The sequence below is a fragment of the Modicisalibacter ilicicola DSM 19980 genome, from assembly GCF_900128925.1.
In the GTDB taxonomy this organism is placed as follows: Bacteria; Pseudomonadota; Gammaproteobacteria; order Pseudomonadales; family Halomonadaceae; genus Modicisalibacter; species Modicisalibacter ilicicola.
Genome location: NZ_FQUJ01000022.1, coordinates 23,211 through 42,516 on the forward strand (window position 1 = coordinate 23,211; position 19,306 = coordinate 42,516).

At 65.2% G+C, this 19,306-nt stretch carries 15 protein-coding genes and 1 pseudogene; 10 read left to right on the plus strand and 6 right to left on the minus strand.

The features are described 5' to 3' along the window. Positions 1 to 100 precede the first annotated feature (100 nt). Positions 101 to 430, minus strand: a complete 330-nt coding sequence (locus BUA41_RS17535; RefSeq protein WP_072825264.1) for a DUF2782 domain-containing protein — start codon at positions 428 to 430, stop codon at positions 101 to 103. Positions 431 to 499: 69 nt separating this feature from the next. After that, positions 500 to 1,696: an MFS transporter gene (locus tag BUA41_RS17540; protein ID WP_072825266.1), complete on the minus strand. Its 1,197-nt coding sequence runs from the start codon at positions 1,694 to 1,696 to the stop codon at positions 500 to 502. Between the two features lie 152 nt (positions 1,697 to 1,848). Here BUA41_RS17540 and polA point away from each other — a divergent pair, with 152 nt between their 5' ends. Beyond that, on the plus strand, positions 1,849 to 4,656 hold the full coding sequence (gene polA, locus BUA41_RS17545) for a DNA polymerase I (RefSeq protein ID WP_072825268.1): 2,808 nt from the start codon (positions 1,849 to 1,851) through the stop codon (positions 4,654 to 4,656). Positions 4,657 to 4,699: 43 nt separating this feature from the next. Here polA and BUA41_RS17550 read toward each other — a convergent pair whose 3' ends face one another. Together BUA41_RS17550 and BUA41_RS17555 are read right to left on the minus strand one after the other, a co-directional pair. Further along, entirely contained in the window at positions 4,700 to 5,320 is a 621-nt protein-coding gene (locus BUA41_RS17550; RefSeq protein WP_072825270.1) for a cell wall hydrolase, read from the minus strand. A 155-nt stretch (positions 5,321 to 5,475) separates the two neighbouring features. Beyond that, a complete protein-coding gene (locus tag BUA41_RS17555; protein ID WP_072825272.1) occupies positions 5,476 to 6,507 on the minus strand; it encodes a sodium:calcium antiporter in 1,032 nt (343 codons plus the stop codon). A 198-nt stretch (positions 6,508 to 6,705) separates the two neighbouring features. Here BUA41_RS17555 and BUA41_RS17560 point away from each other — a divergent pair, with 198 nt between their 5' ends. From BUA41_RS17560 to BUA41_RS17600, 9 genes are all read left to right on the plus strand, one after another. Beyond that, a complete protein-coding gene (locus BUA41_RS17560; RefSeq protein ID WP_072825274.1) occupies positions 6,706 to 8,100 on the plus strand; it encodes a sigma-54 interaction domain-containing protein in 1,395 nt (464 codons plus the stop codon). A 265-nt stretch (positions 8,101 to 8,365) separates the two neighbouring features. Beyond that, the gene (locus BUA41_RS17565; RefSeq protein WP_072825276.1) at positions 8,366 to 9,448 is read left to right on the plus strand and encodes a TRAP transporter substrate-binding protein; all 1,083 of its coding nucleotides are present in this window, start codon (positions 8,366 to 8,368) and stop codon (positions 9,446 to 9,448) included. Then, complete coding sequence (locus tag BUA41_RS17570) at positions 9,448 to 10,083, plus strand: TRAP transporter small permease subunit (protein WP_072825279.1); 636 nt, start codon at positions 9,448 to 9,450, stop codon at positions 10,081 to 10,083. Before BUA41_RS17565 ends, BUA41_RS17570 begins: the two co-directional genes overlap by 1 nt. Next, on the plus strand, positions 10,076 to 11,434 hold the full coding sequence (locus tag BUA41_RS17575; protein WP_245791953.1) for a TRAP transporter large permease: 1,359 nt from the start codon (positions 10,076 to 10,078) through the stop codon (positions 11,432 to 11,434). Before BUA41_RS17570 ends, BUA41_RS17575 begins: the two co-directional genes overlap by 8 nt. Before the next feature lie 17 nt (positions 11,435 to 11,451). Beyond that, positions 11,452 to 12,030, plus strand: coding sequence for an SDR family NAD(P)-dependent oxidoreductase (locus tag BUA41_RS17580; protein ID WP_072825347.1), 579 nt, complete (start codon positions 11,452 to 11,454; stop codon positions 12,028 to 12,030). Positions 12,031 to 12,387: 357 nt separating this feature from the next. Next, the gene (locus BUA41_RS17585) at positions 12,388 to 12,918 is read left to right on the plus strand and encodes a (2Fe-2S)-binding protein (protein ID WP_072825349.1); all 531 of its coding nucleotides are present in this window, start codon (positions 12,388 to 12,390) and stop codon (positions 12,916 to 12,918) included. Further along, the gene (locus tag BUA41_RS17590) at positions 12,915 to 13,910 is read left to right on the plus strand and encodes an FAD binding domain-containing protein (protein ID WP_072825351.1); all 996 of its coding nucleotides are present in this window, start codon (positions 12,915 to 12,917) and stop codon (positions 13,908 to 13,910) included. The genes BUA41_RS17585 and BUA41_RS17590 overlap by 4 nt, the downstream gene beginning before the upstream one ends. 11 nt (positions 13,911 to 13,921) lie before the next feature. Continuing rightward, on the plus strand, positions 13,922 to 16,123 hold the full coding sequence (locus tag BUA41_RS17595; protein WP_072825353.1) for a xanthine dehydrogenase family protein molybdopterin-binding subunit: 2,202 nt from the start codon (positions 13,922 to 13,924) through the stop codon (positions 16,121 to 16,123). 43 nt (positions 16,124 to 16,166) lie between these two features. Next, a complete protein-coding gene (locus BUA41_RS17600) occupies positions 16,167 to 18,371 on the plus strand; it encodes a tRNA(Met) cytidine acetyltransferase TmcA (RefSeq protein WP_245791954.1) in 2,205 nt (734 codons plus the stop codon). A gap of 101 nt (positions 18,372 to 18,472) precedes the next feature. Here BUA41_RS17600 and BUA41_RS17605 read toward each other — a convergent pair whose 3' ends face one another. Beyond that, positions 18,473 to 19,084: a PRC-barrel domain-containing protein gene (locus BUA41_RS17605; protein ID WP_084671799.1), complete on the minus strand. Its 612-nt coding sequence runs from the start codon at positions 19,082 to 19,084 to the stop codon at positions 18,473 to 18,475. Further along, positions 19,059 to 19,306 (minus strand): annotated as a pseudogene (locus BUA41_RS17610) (IS256 family transposase); the annotation flags it as partial. The gene BUA41_RS17605 and the pseudogene BUA41_RS17610, both read right to left, overlap by 26 nt.

The window sequence follows — 19,306 nt, forward strand, 5'->3', positions numbered from 1 at the left end:
GCATTGTAGCGACTTGTCCCCTCGCCTTGCAGAGGCCGGCGGCTATTCCTGCATCTCTTGCAGCGAGGGGAGGGTAGGCGCTATCGGCCCCGGCGCGGGCTTACCAGGAAAACAGCACCCAGCTGGGGATGGCGATGCGCTCGTTGTCGCTGCGTCGGAAGTCACCGTCGCCATCGTCGTCGATCAGGAAGTAGGAGGGGCCGACCGCCGGTTCGATCTCGATGGCATAGAGCTGGCCGTTGATGCGGTATTCGCGAATGGTGCGATCCTCCTCCTGACGCACGGTGATGTCCGGCGTGGGCTGTTCCTGGGCCAGCGTCATGGGAGACGAGAGCAGCAGCGCAACGGCAATGAATAGGCCCGCAACAAGCCGGGGCAGAGGCAAGCTGGGCAGGACCTCGCGGGATGGAGCCTTACGGAATGGGGCCATGAGATTCTCCAGGATCGCTGATTTGCACTTCATGGTATCAGTGTATTCACGATATCGGTGATAGTGCATTCAACTTAACCCTGTTCGCCTCGCTTCGGCGATGGGCTGCTGGGCCAATAGCCAGCCGATCAGGATAAAGGCCAGCATCCCGGCGAGGATGAGGCGAAAATCGAGGCCGGCATCCACCAGGACACCAAGCACCGCCGGGGCGATGCCGGTGGAAAACACCATGCAAGCGCTCAAGGTGGCGCGTACGCGTCCCAGATGCTCGCTGCCCCATAACTGCACCAGCAGGCTGGTGGCAATGATCTCCTGCATGCCGATCGCCAGCCCACCACCGATCATCAGCGCCCAGACGCCCAGGTTGCCGCCCAGCCCCATCGCCATCAGCAGGGCCAGGGCATAGGGCAGCAGATAGGTTCTGGCCAGCAGTGCCGGGCCCATCAGGTCCGCCCAGCGCCCCCCCAGCAATGCGCCGGGCAGTTTGGCGAGTCCCATGCCGGTCAATGCCAGGGCATAGGCGGTCATCGTCGCGTCGAGATCGGCGGTCAACTGTGGGGCATAGATGAACAGCCCAGTCATGGTGATCGGCAAGGCCATGAGCAGGGGCAGCAGAAGCCAGAAGCGTGCCTCGCGCAGTGGTCGTGGTCCGCTCCGGCGGGCAGCGCGATTCGGCCGCTCGCCCGGTGCCTTCGGCCAGTGCATTCGCCATAGCATCATTCCCCAGAGCAGTGCCAGGCCCATGCCCAGACACCACCAGAGTTCGCGCCAGGCAAGCCATACCAGCAGTGCGGTGACCAGTGGCGGCAACAGGATCTCGCCCAGCGGTATCCCCAGGCTGACCAGTCCCAGCGCGCGGCCACGACTGTGGGTGAACTCGCGACCGATCAGGGTGTTACCGAGATGGGTGAACAGCCCTTGGCCGCACAAGCGTACCAGGCCCAGGCCCAGCAGGGTGGAGAGCGCCCAGGGCGAGAGTGTCAGCAGCAGAATGCCGCCGAGCATGCCGCTCAGCACGAGAATCGCGAAGCGTCGAGGTGCGATCCAGTCCACACTCGGCCCACAATAGAGCACCACGAAACCGGCGATCAGCGTGACGATGGAATAGGCGATGCCGAACTCCCCGGCACTGATGGCCAGGCGTTCGGCGATGGGTGCCTGGAACAAGCCCACGAAATAGCTCTGGCCGAGGCTGCTGGAGAGCATGGCCAGCAGGCCGATGCCCAGCAGGCCACGATGATCTCGAGCAAGGGTGCGATAGCCCACGCGTGTCTCCCTGGCAGTAAGCGTCCGTGCAGAACGGCCAGTGTATCAGCCAATCCGGTACCGGTGCCTGACGGCTCGGAACGGCTTGCGTATCATGGGCGCATCGACTGCCTTTCTCTTTGCTCTTTTTCTTTGCTAGGGGACGCCTTTCCATGGCCGCAACGCCCATCGTTCTCGTCGACGGTTCCTCCTACCTTTATCGGGCCTTTCACGCCCTGCCGCCGCTGACCACTTCCCAGGGCAAGCCCACCGGGGCGGTCAAGGGCGTGATCAGCATGCTCAAGAGCCTGATCAAGCAGTACCCGCAAAGCCCCATGGCGGTGGTATTCGATGCCAAGGGCAAGACCTTCCGGGACGAACTGTTCGAGCAGTACAAGGCGCATCGACCGCCGATGCCGGATGACCTGCGTGAGCAGGTCGAGCCACTGCACGCCTGTGTCAGGGCGCTTGGCCTGCCGCTGCTGTGCATCGAGGGGGTCGAGGCCGACGACGTGATCGGTACCCTGGCCCGCCATGCCGCGGAGGCGGGGCGCGACGCGGTGATCTCCACCGGCGACAAGGACATGGCCCAGCTGGTCAACGGCCACATCACCCTGGTCAACACCATGAAGGGCGAGACCCTGGATGTCGCCGGCGTCGAGAACAAGTTTGGCCTGCCGCCGGAGCTGATCATCGACTTCCTGGCGCTGATGGGCGACAAGGTCGACAACATTCCCGGCGTGCCCGGCGTCGGCGAGAAGACCGCCCTGGCGTTGCTGCAGGGCATCGGCGGCATGGAGGCCCTCTACGCCGATCTCGACAGGGTGGCCACCCTGTCCGTGCGCGGCGCCAAGTCCCTGCCCAGGAAGCTCGACGAGCATCGCGACCAGGCTTTTCTTTCCTACAAGCTCGCCACCATCAAGACCGATTGCGAGCTTCCCGTTGGCCTGGACGACCTGGACATCGCCCACCCGGACCGCGAGGCGCTGGCCAGGCTCTACCGCGAGCTCGAGTTCAAGGCCTGGCTGGCCGAGTTGCTCGACGGCAAGGACCGGGGCGTCGATGACCTCAAGGGCCAGGGCAAGAGCCAGGGCAAGAACGCCGCCGATGACGATGCCCCCGAAGAGGACAAGACTCTTGCGGCTCCGGAGCGCACCGACCATGCCCTGCTGAGCCAAGTGGCCTTCGACGACTGGCTGGAACGCCTGAATCAGGCGGAGGAATTCTGCTTCGACCTGGAGACCAACAGCCTCAACTACATGGAGGCCGAGATCGTCGGCATCGGCCTGGCGCTGGAACCCGGAGAAGCGGTCTACGTTCCCGTGGCCCACGACTATCTCGATGCACCGCAGCAGCTCGACCGCGACGCGGTGCTGGGGGCCCTCAAGCCACTGCTGGAAGACCCGAAAAAGGGCAAGGTCGGCCAGAACCTGAAGTACGACATCTCGGTGCTGGCGCGCCATGACATCCGCGTGGCCGGGCCCCTGACCGACACCATGCTCGAATCCTACGTGCTCAATTCCACGGCGACGCGCCACGACATGGATTCCCTGGCACTCAAGTACCTGGGTCAGAAGACCATCAGCTTCGAGGAGGTCGCCGGCAAGGGCGCCAAGCAGATCACCTTCGATCGGGTCGCCCTGGAACAGGCGGTGCCCTACGCCTGCGAGGATGTGGATGTCACCCTGCGCCTGCATCGCGAACTGCGCCCCCGGGTCGAGGCGGAAGGTCGTCTGAGCGAGGTGCTGGATACCATCGAGCGCCCGATGATTCCGGTGCTCTCGCGCATGGAGCGCACCGGGGTGGCGCTGGACGTCGCCCGGCTTCACGCTCAGAGCCAGGAACTGGAAAAACGTATCCGCGAACAGGAGAAGGAGGCCTTCGCGATCGCCGGGCGCGAGTTCAACCTTGGCTCGCCCAAGCAGTTGAGCGAGATCCTGTTCGAGGAGCAGAAGATTCCGGTGATCAAGAAGACCCCCAAGGGTGCGCCGTCCACCGCCGAAGCCGTGCTCGAGGAGCTGGCGCTGGACTACCCGCTGCCCAAGGTGATCATGGCCCATCGCGGCCTGACCAAGCTCAAGTCGACCTACACCGACAAGCTGCCGCTGCTGGTCAACAAGCGCACCGGGCGCATCCACACCAGCTACCACCAGGCGGTGACCGCCACCGGGCGGCTCTCCTCGTCGGACCCCAACCTGCAGAACATTCCGATTCGCACCGAGGAAGGGCGCAGGATCCGTCAGGCCTTCATCGCCCGGCCCGGCTATCGCATCGTCGCCGCCGACTATTCCCAGATCGAGCTACGCATCATGGCGCATCTCTCCGAGGACAAGGGGCTGCTGGAGGCCTTCGCCAACGACCTCGATATTCATGCCGCCACCGCCGGAGAGGTATTCGGTGTGGCCCTGGACAAGGTGATGCCCGATCAGCGGCGCAGCGCCAAGGCGATCAACTTCGGGCTGATCTACGGCATGAGCGCCTGGGGCCTGGGCCGGCAGCTGCACATCGAACGCAGCCAGGCGCAGACCTACATCGACCGCTACTTCGACCGCTATCCCGGCGTCGCGAGCTTCATGAACGGTATTCGCTCCCAGGCCGCCGAGGATGGCTATGTCGAGACCGTATTCGGCCGCCGCCTCTATCTGCCCGAGATCAACTCGCGTCAGCACGCTCGCCGTCAGGCCGCCGAACGCACCGCCATCAACGCCCCCATGCAGGGCACTGCCGCGGACATCATCAAGCGTGCGATGATCGACGTCGACGCCTGGCTCAACCCGCCGCAAGGCGTGGGCAAGGAAAAGGCCGACTTCGACGCGGTGATGGTCATGCAGGTGCACGACGAACTGGTCTTCGAGGTCAAGGGCGAGCAGGTGGATGACTTCATCGGCGCGGTGAAGCAGCGCATGCAGAATGCCGCCGAACTCAAGGTACCGCTGATCGTCGAGGCCGAGGCGGGAGATAACTGGGACGAAGCGCACTGACGATACCCAGACGCCAGGTCGGTTCCTGCGGCCGGAGGGGCTTCTACCTGGCCGTGCCATCCTGGGTCTTGTAGAAGGCAAACTCGCCGGTCTCGGCCGTCATGATATAGTCGGCGGCCCAGCCGGGATTCACGGTCCTGTGATGGAAATACAAGGCACCGCCGGTTACGTCTGTCAGCTGCCCATTGAGCGCCTTTCGCGCTATCTCCTTGGCGATGGCATAGGCCTCGTCGTTCGCCGCGACATCCGACCGGCCATCGCACCACCAGGAGAACTGGCAAGTTCCCTGTTCGCCGCCCTGCCTGACAACCTTGCACACCGTGTCCGGAAACCCCTCATGTCCCAGCCGATTGATGACCACGTTGGCCACCGCTTCCATTTCCTCGCCCCCCACGCCCCTGGCTTCCCAGTAGATGGTACGTGACAGGCAGGTGATCGCGTCGTCCAGGGGCTCGTCACCGGCGGGGTCGATCGCCTGCGCCTCGGGTTTCGTGATGGTCGCGGGTGTCGAGGAGGGTGCCTCGCTGCCTTCGTCTACCACGCTCTGTTCCAGCGCCTCGGCCTTGCTCTCGGCGACGTCCGCCTCTTTTGCCTGGTCTGCCGCGATTGCCTGATCCACCAGAAGGAGTGCTGCGAGGACGATCGCGATCCCTGTGCGGTGCATGGCTGACCTCTCGGGTGAATCAAGCTTGGCCAGGGAACATGTGCCGTCCCCTTGTGTACCCCTGCTGAAGCTTAGCCCAACATTGCCCATCAGGCGCGGGATGGCTGCGCTCGCGCATCGGCATGGCCCGGCCGGCTGGGCTGTCGATCGTTAGCTCAGGCCGGCGGCAGGTTCGGTACCCAATCGACGACCCCGAAGGTTTCCACGCTGATCCACGCCACGAACAGGACGTAGATGACGAGCAGGGCGACGGATTCGTGCCGCGAGAGGGCCATGTGCGTGCGCATCATCAAAAACAGCACGATCGTCGCCGCGGTCAACGCCGCCATCATCGGGGCGGCGACCGAGAAGTTGATCACCGCGGTACCGGCGATGAGCACGCCGGCGGGAATGCACACCAGCAGGTCGAAGGTGTTGCTGCCGAGCACGTTGGCGATGCTGGTCACGCCGCGGCCGCCTCTGGCGGCGCGTATCGAGACGAAGGCATCGGGGATGGACGTGCCGGCGGCCACCACGGTGATGCCCCACAGGAAACTCGGCGTGCCGAAGATCTCGCCGAAGTTGATGGCCGCGCGCACCAGCCCCTCGACGCCGATCACGATCACCACCAGGGAGAGGGCGAGCATGCCCCATTCGCGGCCCGGGCGAATGCCCTCGGCATCCACGTCCGCCTCGTGATCCAGGGTGTCCTGATACTGCACGAAGATGTAGAGCCCATAGAGGGCGACGGGCATGAGCGCCAGCCCGCGCGTCATCTCGCCCTGGATGACGCTGCCCTCACTGGCCACGGGATGATAGATGGCGGCGAAGGCGAAGGTGAGGGTGAGCACTGCCACCGCGATCATGTAGAACTGGGCCTCCTTGTAGACCAGGTCCCGGTTCGCCCGCAGTTCCTCCCGGGAGGCGAGTCCGCTCAGGCCGGGAATCACCAGGATGTTGAACAGGGCCGAGCCGACGATGGCGGCGACCCCGAGTTCGAATTCGCCGTGTACCAGCGTGGAGATCACGGTGGTGGAGAGCTCCGGAAAGCTCGATCCCACCGCGACGACGATTGCTCCCTGCACGATGTCCGGCAGTTCGTAGTAGACGGAAAGCCGTTCGCTGGAACGCTCGAGCAGGCCGCTGCCCTTCCAGATGATGGCCGTGGAAACGAGGGCGACGAGCGTCCAGATCAGTATGCCGGTCATGCGAGGTCCCTTTCGCGATGAATGCCGTGGTCCTGTGGCGGTGATAGAGCCTCAGGATGCCTCATGCGCCCGACGGGGGGAACGTCTCTTTGCCACAGCCGTGGCCAGGCCGTGCGCCGCTAAGCCCAAGGTCGTCTTGTCGCCGTTTCCCTCTCCCGCGATGCTGAACGGTCACGACGACGATGGAAGGTTTCACTCATGGGCAACGACTATCTTCCGCAAGCACTGACCGGGCAGTTCGCGTCGCCGTTGCTCTTGAAGGGGCTCGACGCGATGGGCGAGTGGCTGGTGGTGGTCGATGCCCAGGCGCGTATCGTCTACCTCAACGCGCCCTATGCGGACTTCCTCGAGGTCGATGCGGTGGCGGTGATCGGTCGCCCGGTGGTGGATATCATCGAGAATACCCGCTTGCCCGAGGTGCTGGCCTCCGGCAAGGCGGAACTGGCACAACTGCAGATGATCCGAGGGCATCACATGATCGCCCACCGCCATCCGATTCGTGCCGACGGTCGAGTGATCGGCGCCATCGGCACGGTGATCTATCACGACACCTGGGAGTGGCGACAGATGAATGCCCAGGTGAAGGCCCTCGAGGCCGAGGTGGACTACTACCGTCAGGCGCTGGATTCCAGGGCCGGGGCGCGCTGGCAGCTGGCCGATGTCATCGGCGAGAGCGAGGCGATCGCGACGCTCAACGCCAAGGTGCGCAAGGTGGCGCCGGGCGACGCCTCGGTGCTGATCCGTGGCGAGTCGGGCACCGGCAAGGAGCTCTACGCCCATGCCCTGCATCGCCTGTCGGAACGCGCCAAGGGGCCCTTCATCAAGCTCAATTGCGCGGCCATCCCCGAACACCTGCTCGAAGCCGAGTTGTTCGGCTACGAGGAAGGGGCCTTCACCGGTGCCAAGAAGGGGGGCAAGCCGGGCAAGTTCCAGCTTGCTCATGGCGGGACGCTGTTCCTCGACGAGATTGGCGACATGCCCTTGGCGATGCAGGTCAAGCTGTTGCGCGTGCTGCAGGATCGCGAGGTCGAGGCGGTGGGCGCCACACGCTTGCTGCCGGTGGATGTACGGGTGATCGCCGCCACTCATCGGCCCCTGGAGAGCCTGGTCGAGCGTGGGGAGTTCCGGGAGGACCTGTTCTACCGCATCAATGTCGTGCCCTTGACGATCCCCCCGCTGCGCGAGCGACGGGAGGATATCCCCGTGCTGGCCCGGCATCTGCTGGCGCGTCTCGCCGAGCGCCGCGGCCGGCGTTGCCCGGCGCTCAGCGAGGCCGCGCTGGCTTGTCTGTGTCGCCACGCCTGGCCGGGGAACGTGCGGGAGCTGGAAAACGTGCTCGAGGCGGCGTTCTATCTGGGCGGGGCACGGCTCGATGTCGACGACCTCCCCGAGGCTCTGCACTGCGCGTCGTCCTCGTCTCCCTCCCTGGGAAGTTCGCTGCGGGAAACCCTGGCCTGCGCGGAACGCGAGGCGATCAGGCGGGCGTTGTCTGAAAGCGGCGGCAATCGTACACGCGCGGCGCGGCGTCTGGGTATCGCCAAGTCGTCGTTCTACGAGAAGCTGGCACGGCACGGGCTGGATCCCGGTTCGTGAACTCGTAAGTAGTACGATTTTTCGGATGGCGTCCGGAAAGCCGGAGTAAAGGAGCCCCCTTTATTGCCCGGGCGGGATGTGAGCCGTCCAGGAATCCGGTCGTTTCCTTCCATCCTGCACCATCGCTCCTTGCCGAGGCAGCCGAATCACGCGGTCGTTTTGATTTTAAGATGTTGTTATTTATATGTTTTTCGATAAATGGCGGTCTCTTTGCTGGAAGAGTGGCCAGCCCCAAGGGCGAAAAAACAACAGCAAGGAGCCAGACATGCCAAAACATCGCTTCGCTCGTTCCCTCCTGGTGACGGGTATCGCCACAGCCACCACGGCGCTGCTGAGCGCTCCCGCGCTGGCCGAGGGACCCAAGCGGCTCGACGTGGCGAGTACCTTCTCGACCCAGAACTTCCTCGGCGCCGGGGGGGTACGCCTTTCCGAAGAGCTGGAGAAGGCCACCGGCGGTGCCGTCAGCCTGCGTGTCCATGAGCCGGGCGATCTGGTACCGGCCTTCGAGGTCTTCAACTCGGTCTCCTCCGGCGCCGTCCAGGCGGGCTGGGACTGGATCGGCTACTGGGCCGGCACGGTACCGATCACCAATCTCTACGGCGCACTGCCCTTCGGTCCCACGCCGGAAGCCTTCATGTCCTGGATGTGGTCCGGCGAGGGTACCGAACTGCTGCAGAAGGCCTACGATCCTTATGGGGTCAAGGTCCTGCCGTGCTTCATCTCGCCTCAGGAGACCGGTGGCTGGTACAACAAGGAAATCAACACGCCGGAGGATTTCGACGGCCTGTCGATGCGTATCTCGGGGCTGGGCGCCAAGGTGCTCAACAGGCTGGGGGCCTCCACCCAGCTGGTGCCGGGGGGCGAGATCTACCTGGCCCTGGAACGCGGCCGTGTCGATGCCACCGAGTTCTCGGTACCCCAGGTGGATGCTGCCATGGGCTTCGACGAAGTCGCCGAGTACTACTACTTCCCCGGCTGGCACCAGAGCGCCAGCTGGTTCTCGCTGATCATCAACCAGCAGGTCTGGGACCAGTACAGCGACGAGCGCAAGGCGCAGTTCGAGACCGCCTGCCGTGCCACCCTGCAGTGGGCCATGGCCGAAGCACCCCCGGAGCAGGTACGTACCATCCGTTCGCTCGAAGAGAAGGGCGTCAAGGTCAAGCGCTTCCCGGATGAGGTGATCAGTGCCTTGCAGGATGCCTGGGTCGAGGTGCGCCAGGAAGAGATGGACAACAATCCCGCCTTCGCCGAGGCCTACAAGTCGCTCATGGAGCATGTGGCCTTGATCGACGAGTGGTACGAGCTGCAGGCCTTGCCCGATCCCAAGCCGGTCGAAGGAGACAGCTGATGCCACAGCCCCGCCTTGCGCCTTGGCGTGAGCGCGGTGCGGCGGTGTGTGCCGCCCTGGCCCGACCCTTGGTCGGGCTGGGGCTGGTCGTCGGGCGCATCACCAGCTGGCTGGTCCTGCTGGTGATGCTGGCCGTGCTCACCACCGTCACGCTCAATGCCCTGGGCATCAACGAGATCGCACGCTGGGAAAACGACATTCTGCTGTTCGGCAATGCGTTGACCATCAACAGCATGACCGAGCTGCAGTGGCATCTTTTCGGCATCCTGACCCTGCTCGGCGGCACCTATGCGCTGCACCACGACACCCATGTGCGGGTCGATCTGATCTATCAGAAGCTGTCGCCCCGCGGGCGGGCGATCATCGATATCCTCGGTCATCTGCTGATGCTGATTCCCTTCTGCCTGCTGATCGCCTGGCTCTCCAAGCACTTCGTGACCATGTCCTACATCTCCAACGAGCAATCCAACTACGGTGGCCTCACCGATCGCTATCTGATCAAGGCGATGCTGCCTCTCGGGCTGGTATTCCTGGCCCTCGGCGCGCTGGGCCAGATACTGAACAACCTGGCCGGGTTGTTCGATCCGGCCCGTCTGATCGAGCCTTCCGACAAGAAGGAGCCGCTGCATGGCTGAATTCATGGCCGAGTATGCCCTGGCCATCGCCATGGTCGTCGCGCTGCTGGCGGGCATCTTCACGGGCTATCCGGTGGCTTTCCTGCTCGGCGGGCTGGGTATCGCCTTCGCCTTCATCGGCGATATCCCCATTCCCTTCCTGGGCACGGTAGGCTCGCGCATCTTCGGTGGCGTGGTCGAGAACTGGTTGATGATCGCCATCCCTTTGTTCGTGTTCATGGGATTGATGCTGGAACGCTCCGGCGTCGCCCGGCGCCTGCTGTTGACCCTGCAGCGACTGTTCGGTCGCACCCCCGGGGGGCTGGCCATTTCGGTGGCGATCCTCGGTGTCGTCATGGCCGCCAGTACCGGCATCATCGGTGCCTCGGTGGTCATGCTCGGCCTGCTGGCGCTGCCGGTCATGATGAAGCAGGGCTATCGCGCCGAGATGGCCTGCGGTGTCATCGCTGCCTCGGGCACCCTGGGCATCCTGATTCCGCCCTCGATCATGCTGGTGCTGATGGGCTCGATCCTGCAGGTATCGGTCGGTGCGCTCTTCAAGGCGGCCTTGTTTCCGGGTCTTCTGCTGGGGGTGTTGTACGTCGCCTATCTGCTGATCACCGCCCGGATCAAGCCCGACTGGGCGCCCCTGGCCGATCCCGATGCTCACGATGCGGACACCACGCCGCTGGCCCTGGCGCTGCTTCGCGATCTGCTGGGCCCGGTACTGCTGATCACCGCCGTGCTCGGGTCGATCATGGCCGGCATCGCCACCCCCACCGAGGCTGCTGCCATCGGTGCCCTGGGGAGCCTGCTGCTGGCACTGGTCATGCGCAGCCTGGATTTTCAGACGCTGCGTGACGCGGTACGCGAGACCTCGCGCACCTCGGCGATGATCCTGTTCGTGGTGATCGGCGCGACCTGTTTCTCGGTGGTCTTCAAGCGTCTGGGCGGCGACTACATGATCGAGGAGATGATCACCGGCACCGGGCTCGGGCCTTATGGTCTGCTGCTGCTGATCATGGGGCTGATCTTCGTGCTGGGCTTCTTCCTCGAGTGGATCGAGATCAGCTTCGTGGTGTTGCCCCTGGTGGCGCCGGTGGTCGAACTGCTCGATTTCGGCTTCGGCCTGTCGGGGCAGGCACTGCTGGTGTGGTTCGCCATTTTGGTGGCGATCAACCTGCAGACCAGTTTCCTGACGCCGCCCTTCGGCTACGCGCTGTTCTATCTCAAGGGGATCACCGAGGGCCAGATCGGCATCGGCACCATCTATCGCTCGATCATTCCCTTCGTGCTGCTGCAGTTGATCGGCCTGGCGCTGTGCATCGCCTTTCCGGCGCTGGTGTTGTGGTTGCCGGGGCTTATGCCCTGAGCCGGAGAACAGTCTACATGCGCAAACGTGTGCTGATCGCCGGAGGCGGTGAACTGCTCGAGGCACTGTCGCGGGTCTTCCTCGAGGAAGGCGCGACAGTGGCGCTGCTGACGCCGGATATCGCCTGCCTGGAACATGTGCTCGACGTGCTCGGCGGTGAACGCAGCGATCGTTTCGGCCTGGCCGCCGGCGAGGGGGCGCTGGATGGCTTGCTCGGCAGGCTGGGACGGCTGGACGTGCTGGTCTGCGCGCCTCAGCCGCTCCCCCGGGGCGTGCCTCTGGAGCAGCGTCTGGCCGAGCAGGTCGTCGACCCATCGGGCCTCTTGCAGGTGGCGCGGGCCTGGATGCACAGCCGTGGTGGCGGACGCCTGATCGCCGTCGCCCCGGACGGCGATACCCAGGCGGCAAGCATGGTGCGCGAGGCCCTGGCCGCCCTGGTACGCCGACTCGCCGATAGCGGCGACCCGGGCATCCGCGTCAATCTGCTTTGCCCTCTGGGCGCCTCGAGCGCCGCGGTGGCCGATTGCGCGCGCTTTCTTGCCGGGGGCGGGGGGCGAGCACTGAACGGCCAGGTTTTGAAGCTCAACGATTCCTGACAACCGGTGCCAAGCAAACGCGGCAAGACCACCTTCTGTCGTATGTGACGGCTATGCCAATGGCCCGTCTGTCTTCTCAATGCCCCTCAAAGCGTCGCATCTTGTCATCTATACGACCTCTCGGTCTGTGCGGTCATCGCGTGGTCAGCCGCCGCAGCATCAAAGGTGATCTCCGGGCTCAATATCTGGACCTCGGTGTTCGTGGTCGGGTGACGAGGAGAAGACGCCCAGCCCTCCCGGTGTTTGGTCAGGAGGCGTTGTTCTCTTCCCGATCCTTGCCTAACTTGGGAAAGCGCCGTGACGAACGGTCCTGCGTCATCCGTTCGTGCACGTCATGTCAACGACAAGGAGACGGCAATGATGGACCATTCCGGACCAACCAGGGAGGGTGGCGAGCTGGCGCTGGCCCTGACCGTCAACGGCGAGGCTCGCCGTCTGACGCTCCCGCCCAACGTGACGCTGCTGGAGGTGTTGCGCGATCGACTCGGCCTGACCGGCACCAAGAAGGGGTGCGATCATGGCCAGTGCGGTGCCTGCACGGTGCGGGTCGACGGCCAGGCGATGAACGCCTGTCTGCGCCTGGCCGTGATGTGCGAAGGCCAGGAAGTGACTACCGTGGAAGGGTTGGCCAGCGAGGTGGGGCTACACCCGGTGCAGCGGGCCTTCCTGGAGCATGATGCCTACCAGTGCGGTTTCTGCACGCCCGGGCAGATGATGTCCGCCTCGGCGTTGCTGGAAGACGAGCGCATCGGCAGCGACGACGCGGCGGTGCGCGAGGCGATGAGCGGCAACATCTGCCGCTGCGGTGCCTACAAGAACATTCTCGAAGCGATCCACACCGCGCGCGAGGAGCTGGCGTCACAGCGGAAGGAGGGTGGCATCTCATGAGATCCTTCGCCTTCACCCCCGCCGAGAGTGTCGGCCAGGCCGTCAGCGCCCAGGGCGGCGATGGCGATGCCGCCTATATTGCCGGGGGCACCACCCTGATCGATCTGGTCAAGCTCGACGTGATGCGCCCGGCGCGAATGGTGGGTGTCAATCGCCTCCCCTTGAACGATGTCGAACGTCTCGATGATGGCCGACTGCGCGTCGGCGCCCTGGTCACCAATACCGAACTCGCTCACCATCCCCTGGTGACCGCGCATTTCCCCCTGCTTTCCCAGGCGATCCTGGCCGGCGCCTCGACGCAACTTCGCAACATGGCCACCACCGGCGGCAACATCATGCAGCGCACGCGTTGTCCCTATTTCCGCGACGCTGCCGCGGCCTGCAACAAGCGCGAACCGGGCAGCGGCTGCGATGCCCTTGATGGCATCAATCGCATGCACGCGATACTGGGGACCAGCGAGCATTGCATTGCCGCCCACCCCTCGGACATGTGCGTGGCCCTGGCGGCGCTGGGAGCGACCCTGACCCTCGTGGGTCCGCACGGCGCCCGCGAGATCGCCTTCGGCGACTTCCATCGCCTGCCCGAAGATCGGCCGGACAGGGAGCACGAAATCGAACCCGGCGAGTTGATTACCCACGTCACCCTGGACTCGCCGGTCGAAGGCGCCGGGGCGCACTATCTCAAGCTGCGCGACCGGGCTTCCTATGAATTTGCCCTGGCCTCCGCAGGGGCGATGATCGCCGTCGAGAAGGGCGTGATTCGCGAGGCCCGCCTGGCCCTCGGCGGGGTCGGCACCAGGCCCTGGCATGCCCAGGAGGCCGAACAGGCGCTGCGCGGTCAGCCACCGGAGACCGTCAATTTCGAAAAAGCCGCCGGCATCGCCCTGCGGGACGCGAGTGCCCGGCAGCACAATGCCTTCAAGATACCCCTGGCACGCCAGGCCATCGTGAGAGCGCTGGAAAAAGCCACCCAGGCAGCCACGGACAGCTAAAGGATTCCAGGATGGATACGACGATTATCGGACACCGCACCCCCCGGGTGGATGGTGAGCACAAACTGACCGGCAAGGCCGACTACACCGTCGACTGGCAAGCCGACGGCATGCTCCACGGCTACCCGGTGCCGGCGAGCATCGCCCACGGCGTCCTCGAGACACTGCACCTTGAACAGGCGCGGGCCATGCCGGGGGTGGTGGATATCTTTCACCACGACCATTTTCCCGAACTCTATCGTTCCCCCAGCAGTGCTGCCCACCAGGATCAGGTCAGTGAGGTGCGTCTGCCCTTCGAGGACGAGCGCATATACTACGATGGCCAGTACGTCGCCCTGGTGGTGGCGGAAAGCTTCGAGCAGGCCAGGGCTGCCGCTCACGCGGTGCGTGCGGATTATCGCCAGGAGCCCGGTGCGGTGGCGAGCTTGCTGGATACCGAGCAGGAGGGCCGCCTGCTGGAATCGGAGGGCGTTTGCCGGGGCGATCCCGACACGGCGTTCGACCAGGCACCGGTCAAGATCGATCACACCTACCACATCGCCGCCGAGAGCCACATGCAGATGGAGATGCATGCCACCCTCGCCGAGTGGCGCGATGGTCGGCTGATCGTGCACGAGTCGAGCCAAGGGGTGGTCTATCAGCACAAGGCGCTGGCACGCATCTTCGGCCTGCCGGACGAACAGGTCGAGGTGGTCTCCCACTACATCGGTTCGGGGTTCGGCAACAAGCTGTTCATGTGGCCTCACGCGGTGGCTACCGCGGCGGCATCCCAGATGCTGGGCCGCCCGGTCAAGACGGTGCTGCCGCGCCAGCAGGACATGGAAAGCGGCGGCAACCGGCCGGCCTCCCGCCAGCGTCTGCGCCTGGCCGCCGAGCGGGACGGACGCTTGCTGTCGATGCGCCACGACAGCACCACCGAGACCTCCTTCGTGCATGCCTATGTGGACTCGCTCGGTTCGGCGACCCCCAGCCTCTATGCCTGCGACAACGTGACGATCAGCCAGCGCCTGCTCGAGGTACACCACGGCACGCCCTGTCCCATGCGTGCCCCGGGAGAGACCTCGGGCATCCATGCCCTGGAAACCGCCCTGGACGAACTGGCCAACGCGCTCGAGATGGACCCTCTCGAGTTGCGCCGGCGCAACTACAACCGGAGCGACCCGGCCAAGGATCTGCCCTGGTCGAGCAAGCATCTCGATACCTGCTACGACAACGCCGCCCGGCGCTTCGGCTGGCAGCATCGCGACCCCACCCCCTGCGCCATGCGCGATGGGGACGAGTTTCTCGGCTGGGGCATGGCCACCGCCTCCTGGGGCGCCATGCGCATGTCCTGTGCCGCGCGGGTCGAATTGCGCGCCGATGGCAGCGTGATGGCGGCCTGCGGTACCCAGGACATCGGCACCGGCACCTACACCGTGGTGGCGCAGACCGTCGCCGAATTGACCGGTGTGGCACTCGAGAACATCGAGGTGCGACTGGGCGAATCCACCCTGCCTGCCGGGCCGCTTTCCGGGGGGTCGATGGTCACGGCGACCACCCTGCCGGCGGTGGCCGCGGCGCTGCGCGACGCTATCGACGCCCTCAAGGAGGCCGCCACCGGGGAAGGAGGGGCATTCGAGGGCAGCGATCCGCAGCGTCTCGAGATTCAGGCCGGCGCCCTGGTCGACCAGCAGGGCACGCGGGTCGGCTTTGCCGAGATCCTCACCACCCTGAAGCTCGGCAGTGTCAATGGCGAGGGTCAGGCGGCGCCAGGGGATGAGAAACGGCAATACAGCTTCCGCTCCTTCGGTGCCCATTTCGTCGAGGTGCGCTGGGACCCGGGCATCTCGCGCCTGCGGGTGTCCCGGGTGGTCAGCAGCATCGATATCGGTCGGGCGATCAACCCGGCCGCGGCGCGCAACCAGGTGGAAGGCAGCATCGTCATGGGCCTGGGCATGGCGCTGACGGAGAAGCTCGATTACGACCCCCGGGACGCGCGCCTGATCAACAACAACTACACCGACTACATCGTGCCCTGCCATGCGGACATGCCGGACATCGACGTCGAACTGCTCGACAATCCGGATTACGCCTTCAACGAGTTCGGTGCCCGAGGCGTCGGGGAAATCGGCCTGACCGGAATCGCCGCGGCCATCGGCAATGCGGTCTATCACGCCACGGGCAAGCGCATCCGGGACCTGCCGATCACCCTGGACAAGGTGATGACCCTCTGACCCAGGCTGGTATCGTCATCGCGCATGACGCATCCTGTGCGCCATGAGCGATGACACCTTTCCGGGCCTGGACGGCCTGCTGAACGATCTTGCCGCACACCGGCACCGCGCCCTGTTGTGGATCAGCGCAACCGGCACCGAAGCGACTGCCCGGGCCTCGAGGCTATGGCAGGCTCGGCCCTGGCAGGCCCCGCTGTGGCTGGGTCCATCGCCTGGTGTGCTTGGAGTCGAGACGTTGCCGGCCACCAAGGCGCGTACGCGGCTGGGCGGCGAACATGATCTGGTGGTGTTCGATGCCGCCTCAAAGGACGCCGGCTTCGACCCGGATGCCTTCGGCGCGGTCGTGGGCACGCTGCGTGCCGGCGGCCTGCTGGTGCTGTTGACGCCGACCGCCTGGGAAAAAGGGACACCCGCCCCCGACGCAGATTACGCACGCCTCGCTGCCTGGCCTTACCCTGCCGGAGCCTTGAGTGCGCGCTATCTTGCCCGCCTGGCGCGGCGACTGATGGCCTCGCCTCAGGTGCTTCACTGGCCCGCCGGTCAGGCGTTTCCGAGGCTGCCGCGAGCGCCGGCCGCCCCGCCTGGTCCCGATCTTTCGGATCGCCCTGCCAGGGACTCCGACTGCCTGAGTGCCGACCAGGCCGACGCGGTGGCGCGTCTGATGCGCCTGCGCCGGCGTCGGCCCTTGGTGCTCAGCGCCGACCGGGGCCGGGGCAAGAGCGCGGCGCTGGGTATCGCCGCGGCACGGCGCCTGCTGGCCGGTGAGCGTCAACTGTGGGTCACCGCGCCGCGCCCGGCGGCGGTCGAGCCACTCTTCGAGCGGCTCGCGGCGTTGCTGCCCCAGGGGCGACGGGAGGGCAACAGTTTCCAGGTGGTCATCGACGGCACTGCCGGCGGCATCTCTGCCGAGGTGTGCTTTATCGCGCCAGACGCGCTGCTTGAGACCTTGCAATCCGAGGCCGTTGATCCCCGCTCGACGCCGACCCTGTTCGTCGACGAGGCGGCGGCGATCCCCGCGCCGCTGCTGGGGCGTTGGCTGCGGGCCTTTCCGCGCATCGCCTATGCCACCACCGTGCATGGTTACGAGGGCACCGGGCGCGGCTTCCAGCTGCGCTTTCGTGCCCGACTCGAGCGCGACACGCCCGATTGGCGCGAGCTGCATCTGGGGCAGCCGATCCGCTGGGCCGAGGGCGATCCTCTGGAGACCCTGACTCGCGAACTCCTGCTGCTGGATGCCGAACCCGCGGACGATGCCCGCGTCGCCCAGGCGTTGGCGGAACATGAACCACGCCTGGCAAGCCTCGACCGGGCGACGCTGGCCAGTGACGAGGCCACCCTGAGTGAGCTGTTCGGTCTGCTGGTGCAGGCCCACTATCGCACCACGCCGGCGGACCTGCGCCAGTTGCTCGACGCACCGGCGACCCGGCTGATCGCGGCCTATGCCGGAAAGACCTGCCTGGGCGTCTGCCTGGCCCAGATCGAGGGCGGCTTTCCAACGGAGCTGGCGACGGCGATCCAGCAGGGTGAACGCCGGCCGCGGGGGCATCTGCTGGCCCAGTCCCTGGCCACCCACGGCGGGCAGCGCGAGGCCGCCGAGGCGCGCTGGTGCCGAATCCTGCGTATCGCCGTGCACCCGGGGGCGCGGCGCCGGGGGCTGGGGCGCGGCCTGATCGAATGCCTGGGCAGGGAGGTGGCGAGCGACGACATCGCCCGGCTCGGCGTCAGTTTCGGTGCAGAGAGCGAGCTGGTCGCCTTCTGGCGTGCCCAGGGGTTCGTCTCGCTGCGTCTGGGGCTTTCCCGGGAGGCCTCCAGCGGCGAACATGCCCTGATGATGGGGAAGGCGCTGGACGAGCCGGTCGAGGCTCTGATCGCAGGATTGAATCGCGATTTTCGGTTGCTGTTGCCGAGTCTACTGGCCTTCGAACTCCGGCGTCTCGATGCTGAACTGGCGGCAACGCTCTTGCGGGAAGGGCCGCCGCCGGCCATCGATGCCGAGACCCTGGAGCGGGTGGCATGGTTTGCGGCGGGGGGCGGCGAGCTGGCCTCGGTGCGCCCCTGGCTGGCCACGGCCTGGCTGGCCTGGTGGCGAAGGACGCCGCAGGTGCCGGAGGACGATGCGCCGCGCGAACTGGTGGCGCCGCTGTTCCTGGGAAAAACCCCCTGGACGACTCCTGGCGATGTTGGTCGCAAGGCGCTGCTGCGTCGGTGGCGTGTACTGGCTGGACGCCTGACGCAGCACCTGAGTTAAGCATGAAAGCCCGGCCCAGGCCTTGCCGTCTGCTATCTGTCTGGGTAAGGCCCGAAGCGCTGCTTCGGGCTTTTTGATGGTGCTGCTAGGCGAATCGCCGATCAATCATCACCGACGTACTTGTCGACGTTGAATTCGCTCATGCCCGAGACGTCATCGGCGGTGTAGGGCAGGTTATAGGAGGAATAGGCCGGGTCCCAGCCGTAGTCGTAGCCGTAGAAGGGATAGGCATAGACACCATCGTTGTAATCGGCGCTGCTTGCCGAGACTATGACGGCCTGGACTTGCCCGTTATCGTTGAACAGCACGTTTTCGATATAGCCATAGCCGGCACCGCTGCCGAGCGTGGCATAGTCATCGAGCAGGTCGGTGAGTTTCCAGATGCTGGCGCCGGCATCGACCTCGTCGTCGACCTGGGTGGTTTGCTGCAAGGCGCCCTTGCTGACGTATTCGTTTTCACCGGCAAACAGGTCGTAGTCGTCGTAGTTGTCGGCGTTCAACGGTACCTGGATGTTGTCGTCGGAGACCTTGACTTCATCCCAAGGAACCGCGACATGGGTGTCGCCCACATCCCAGACGCCACCGATCTGAACGATGACCGCCTCGATCTGGTTCTTGTCGTTGATCAGGACGTTTTCGACACTGCCGATATCGTCCGAGTTATTGTCAAATCCTGTGTATGGCCGGTTAGGCGGCAGTCCTATCTGACTGATCGGTCAAGGGTTCTCCATCCTGGAACTTGACGTTGTTCACGACTAGCTCCAGTTTCTTGAACCCCTTGATCCGCTTCCAGCGCTTCTGAGCGCTCTGAAGCAGCTTGAAGACCATCGCCAGGGTGGTCGCCCGGGAGCCGCAGTTCCGGCTTCGCTTGCTCCGCAGGCGGACCGTGGCGAAGGTCGACTCGATTGGGTTGGTGGTGCGGATATGCACCCAGT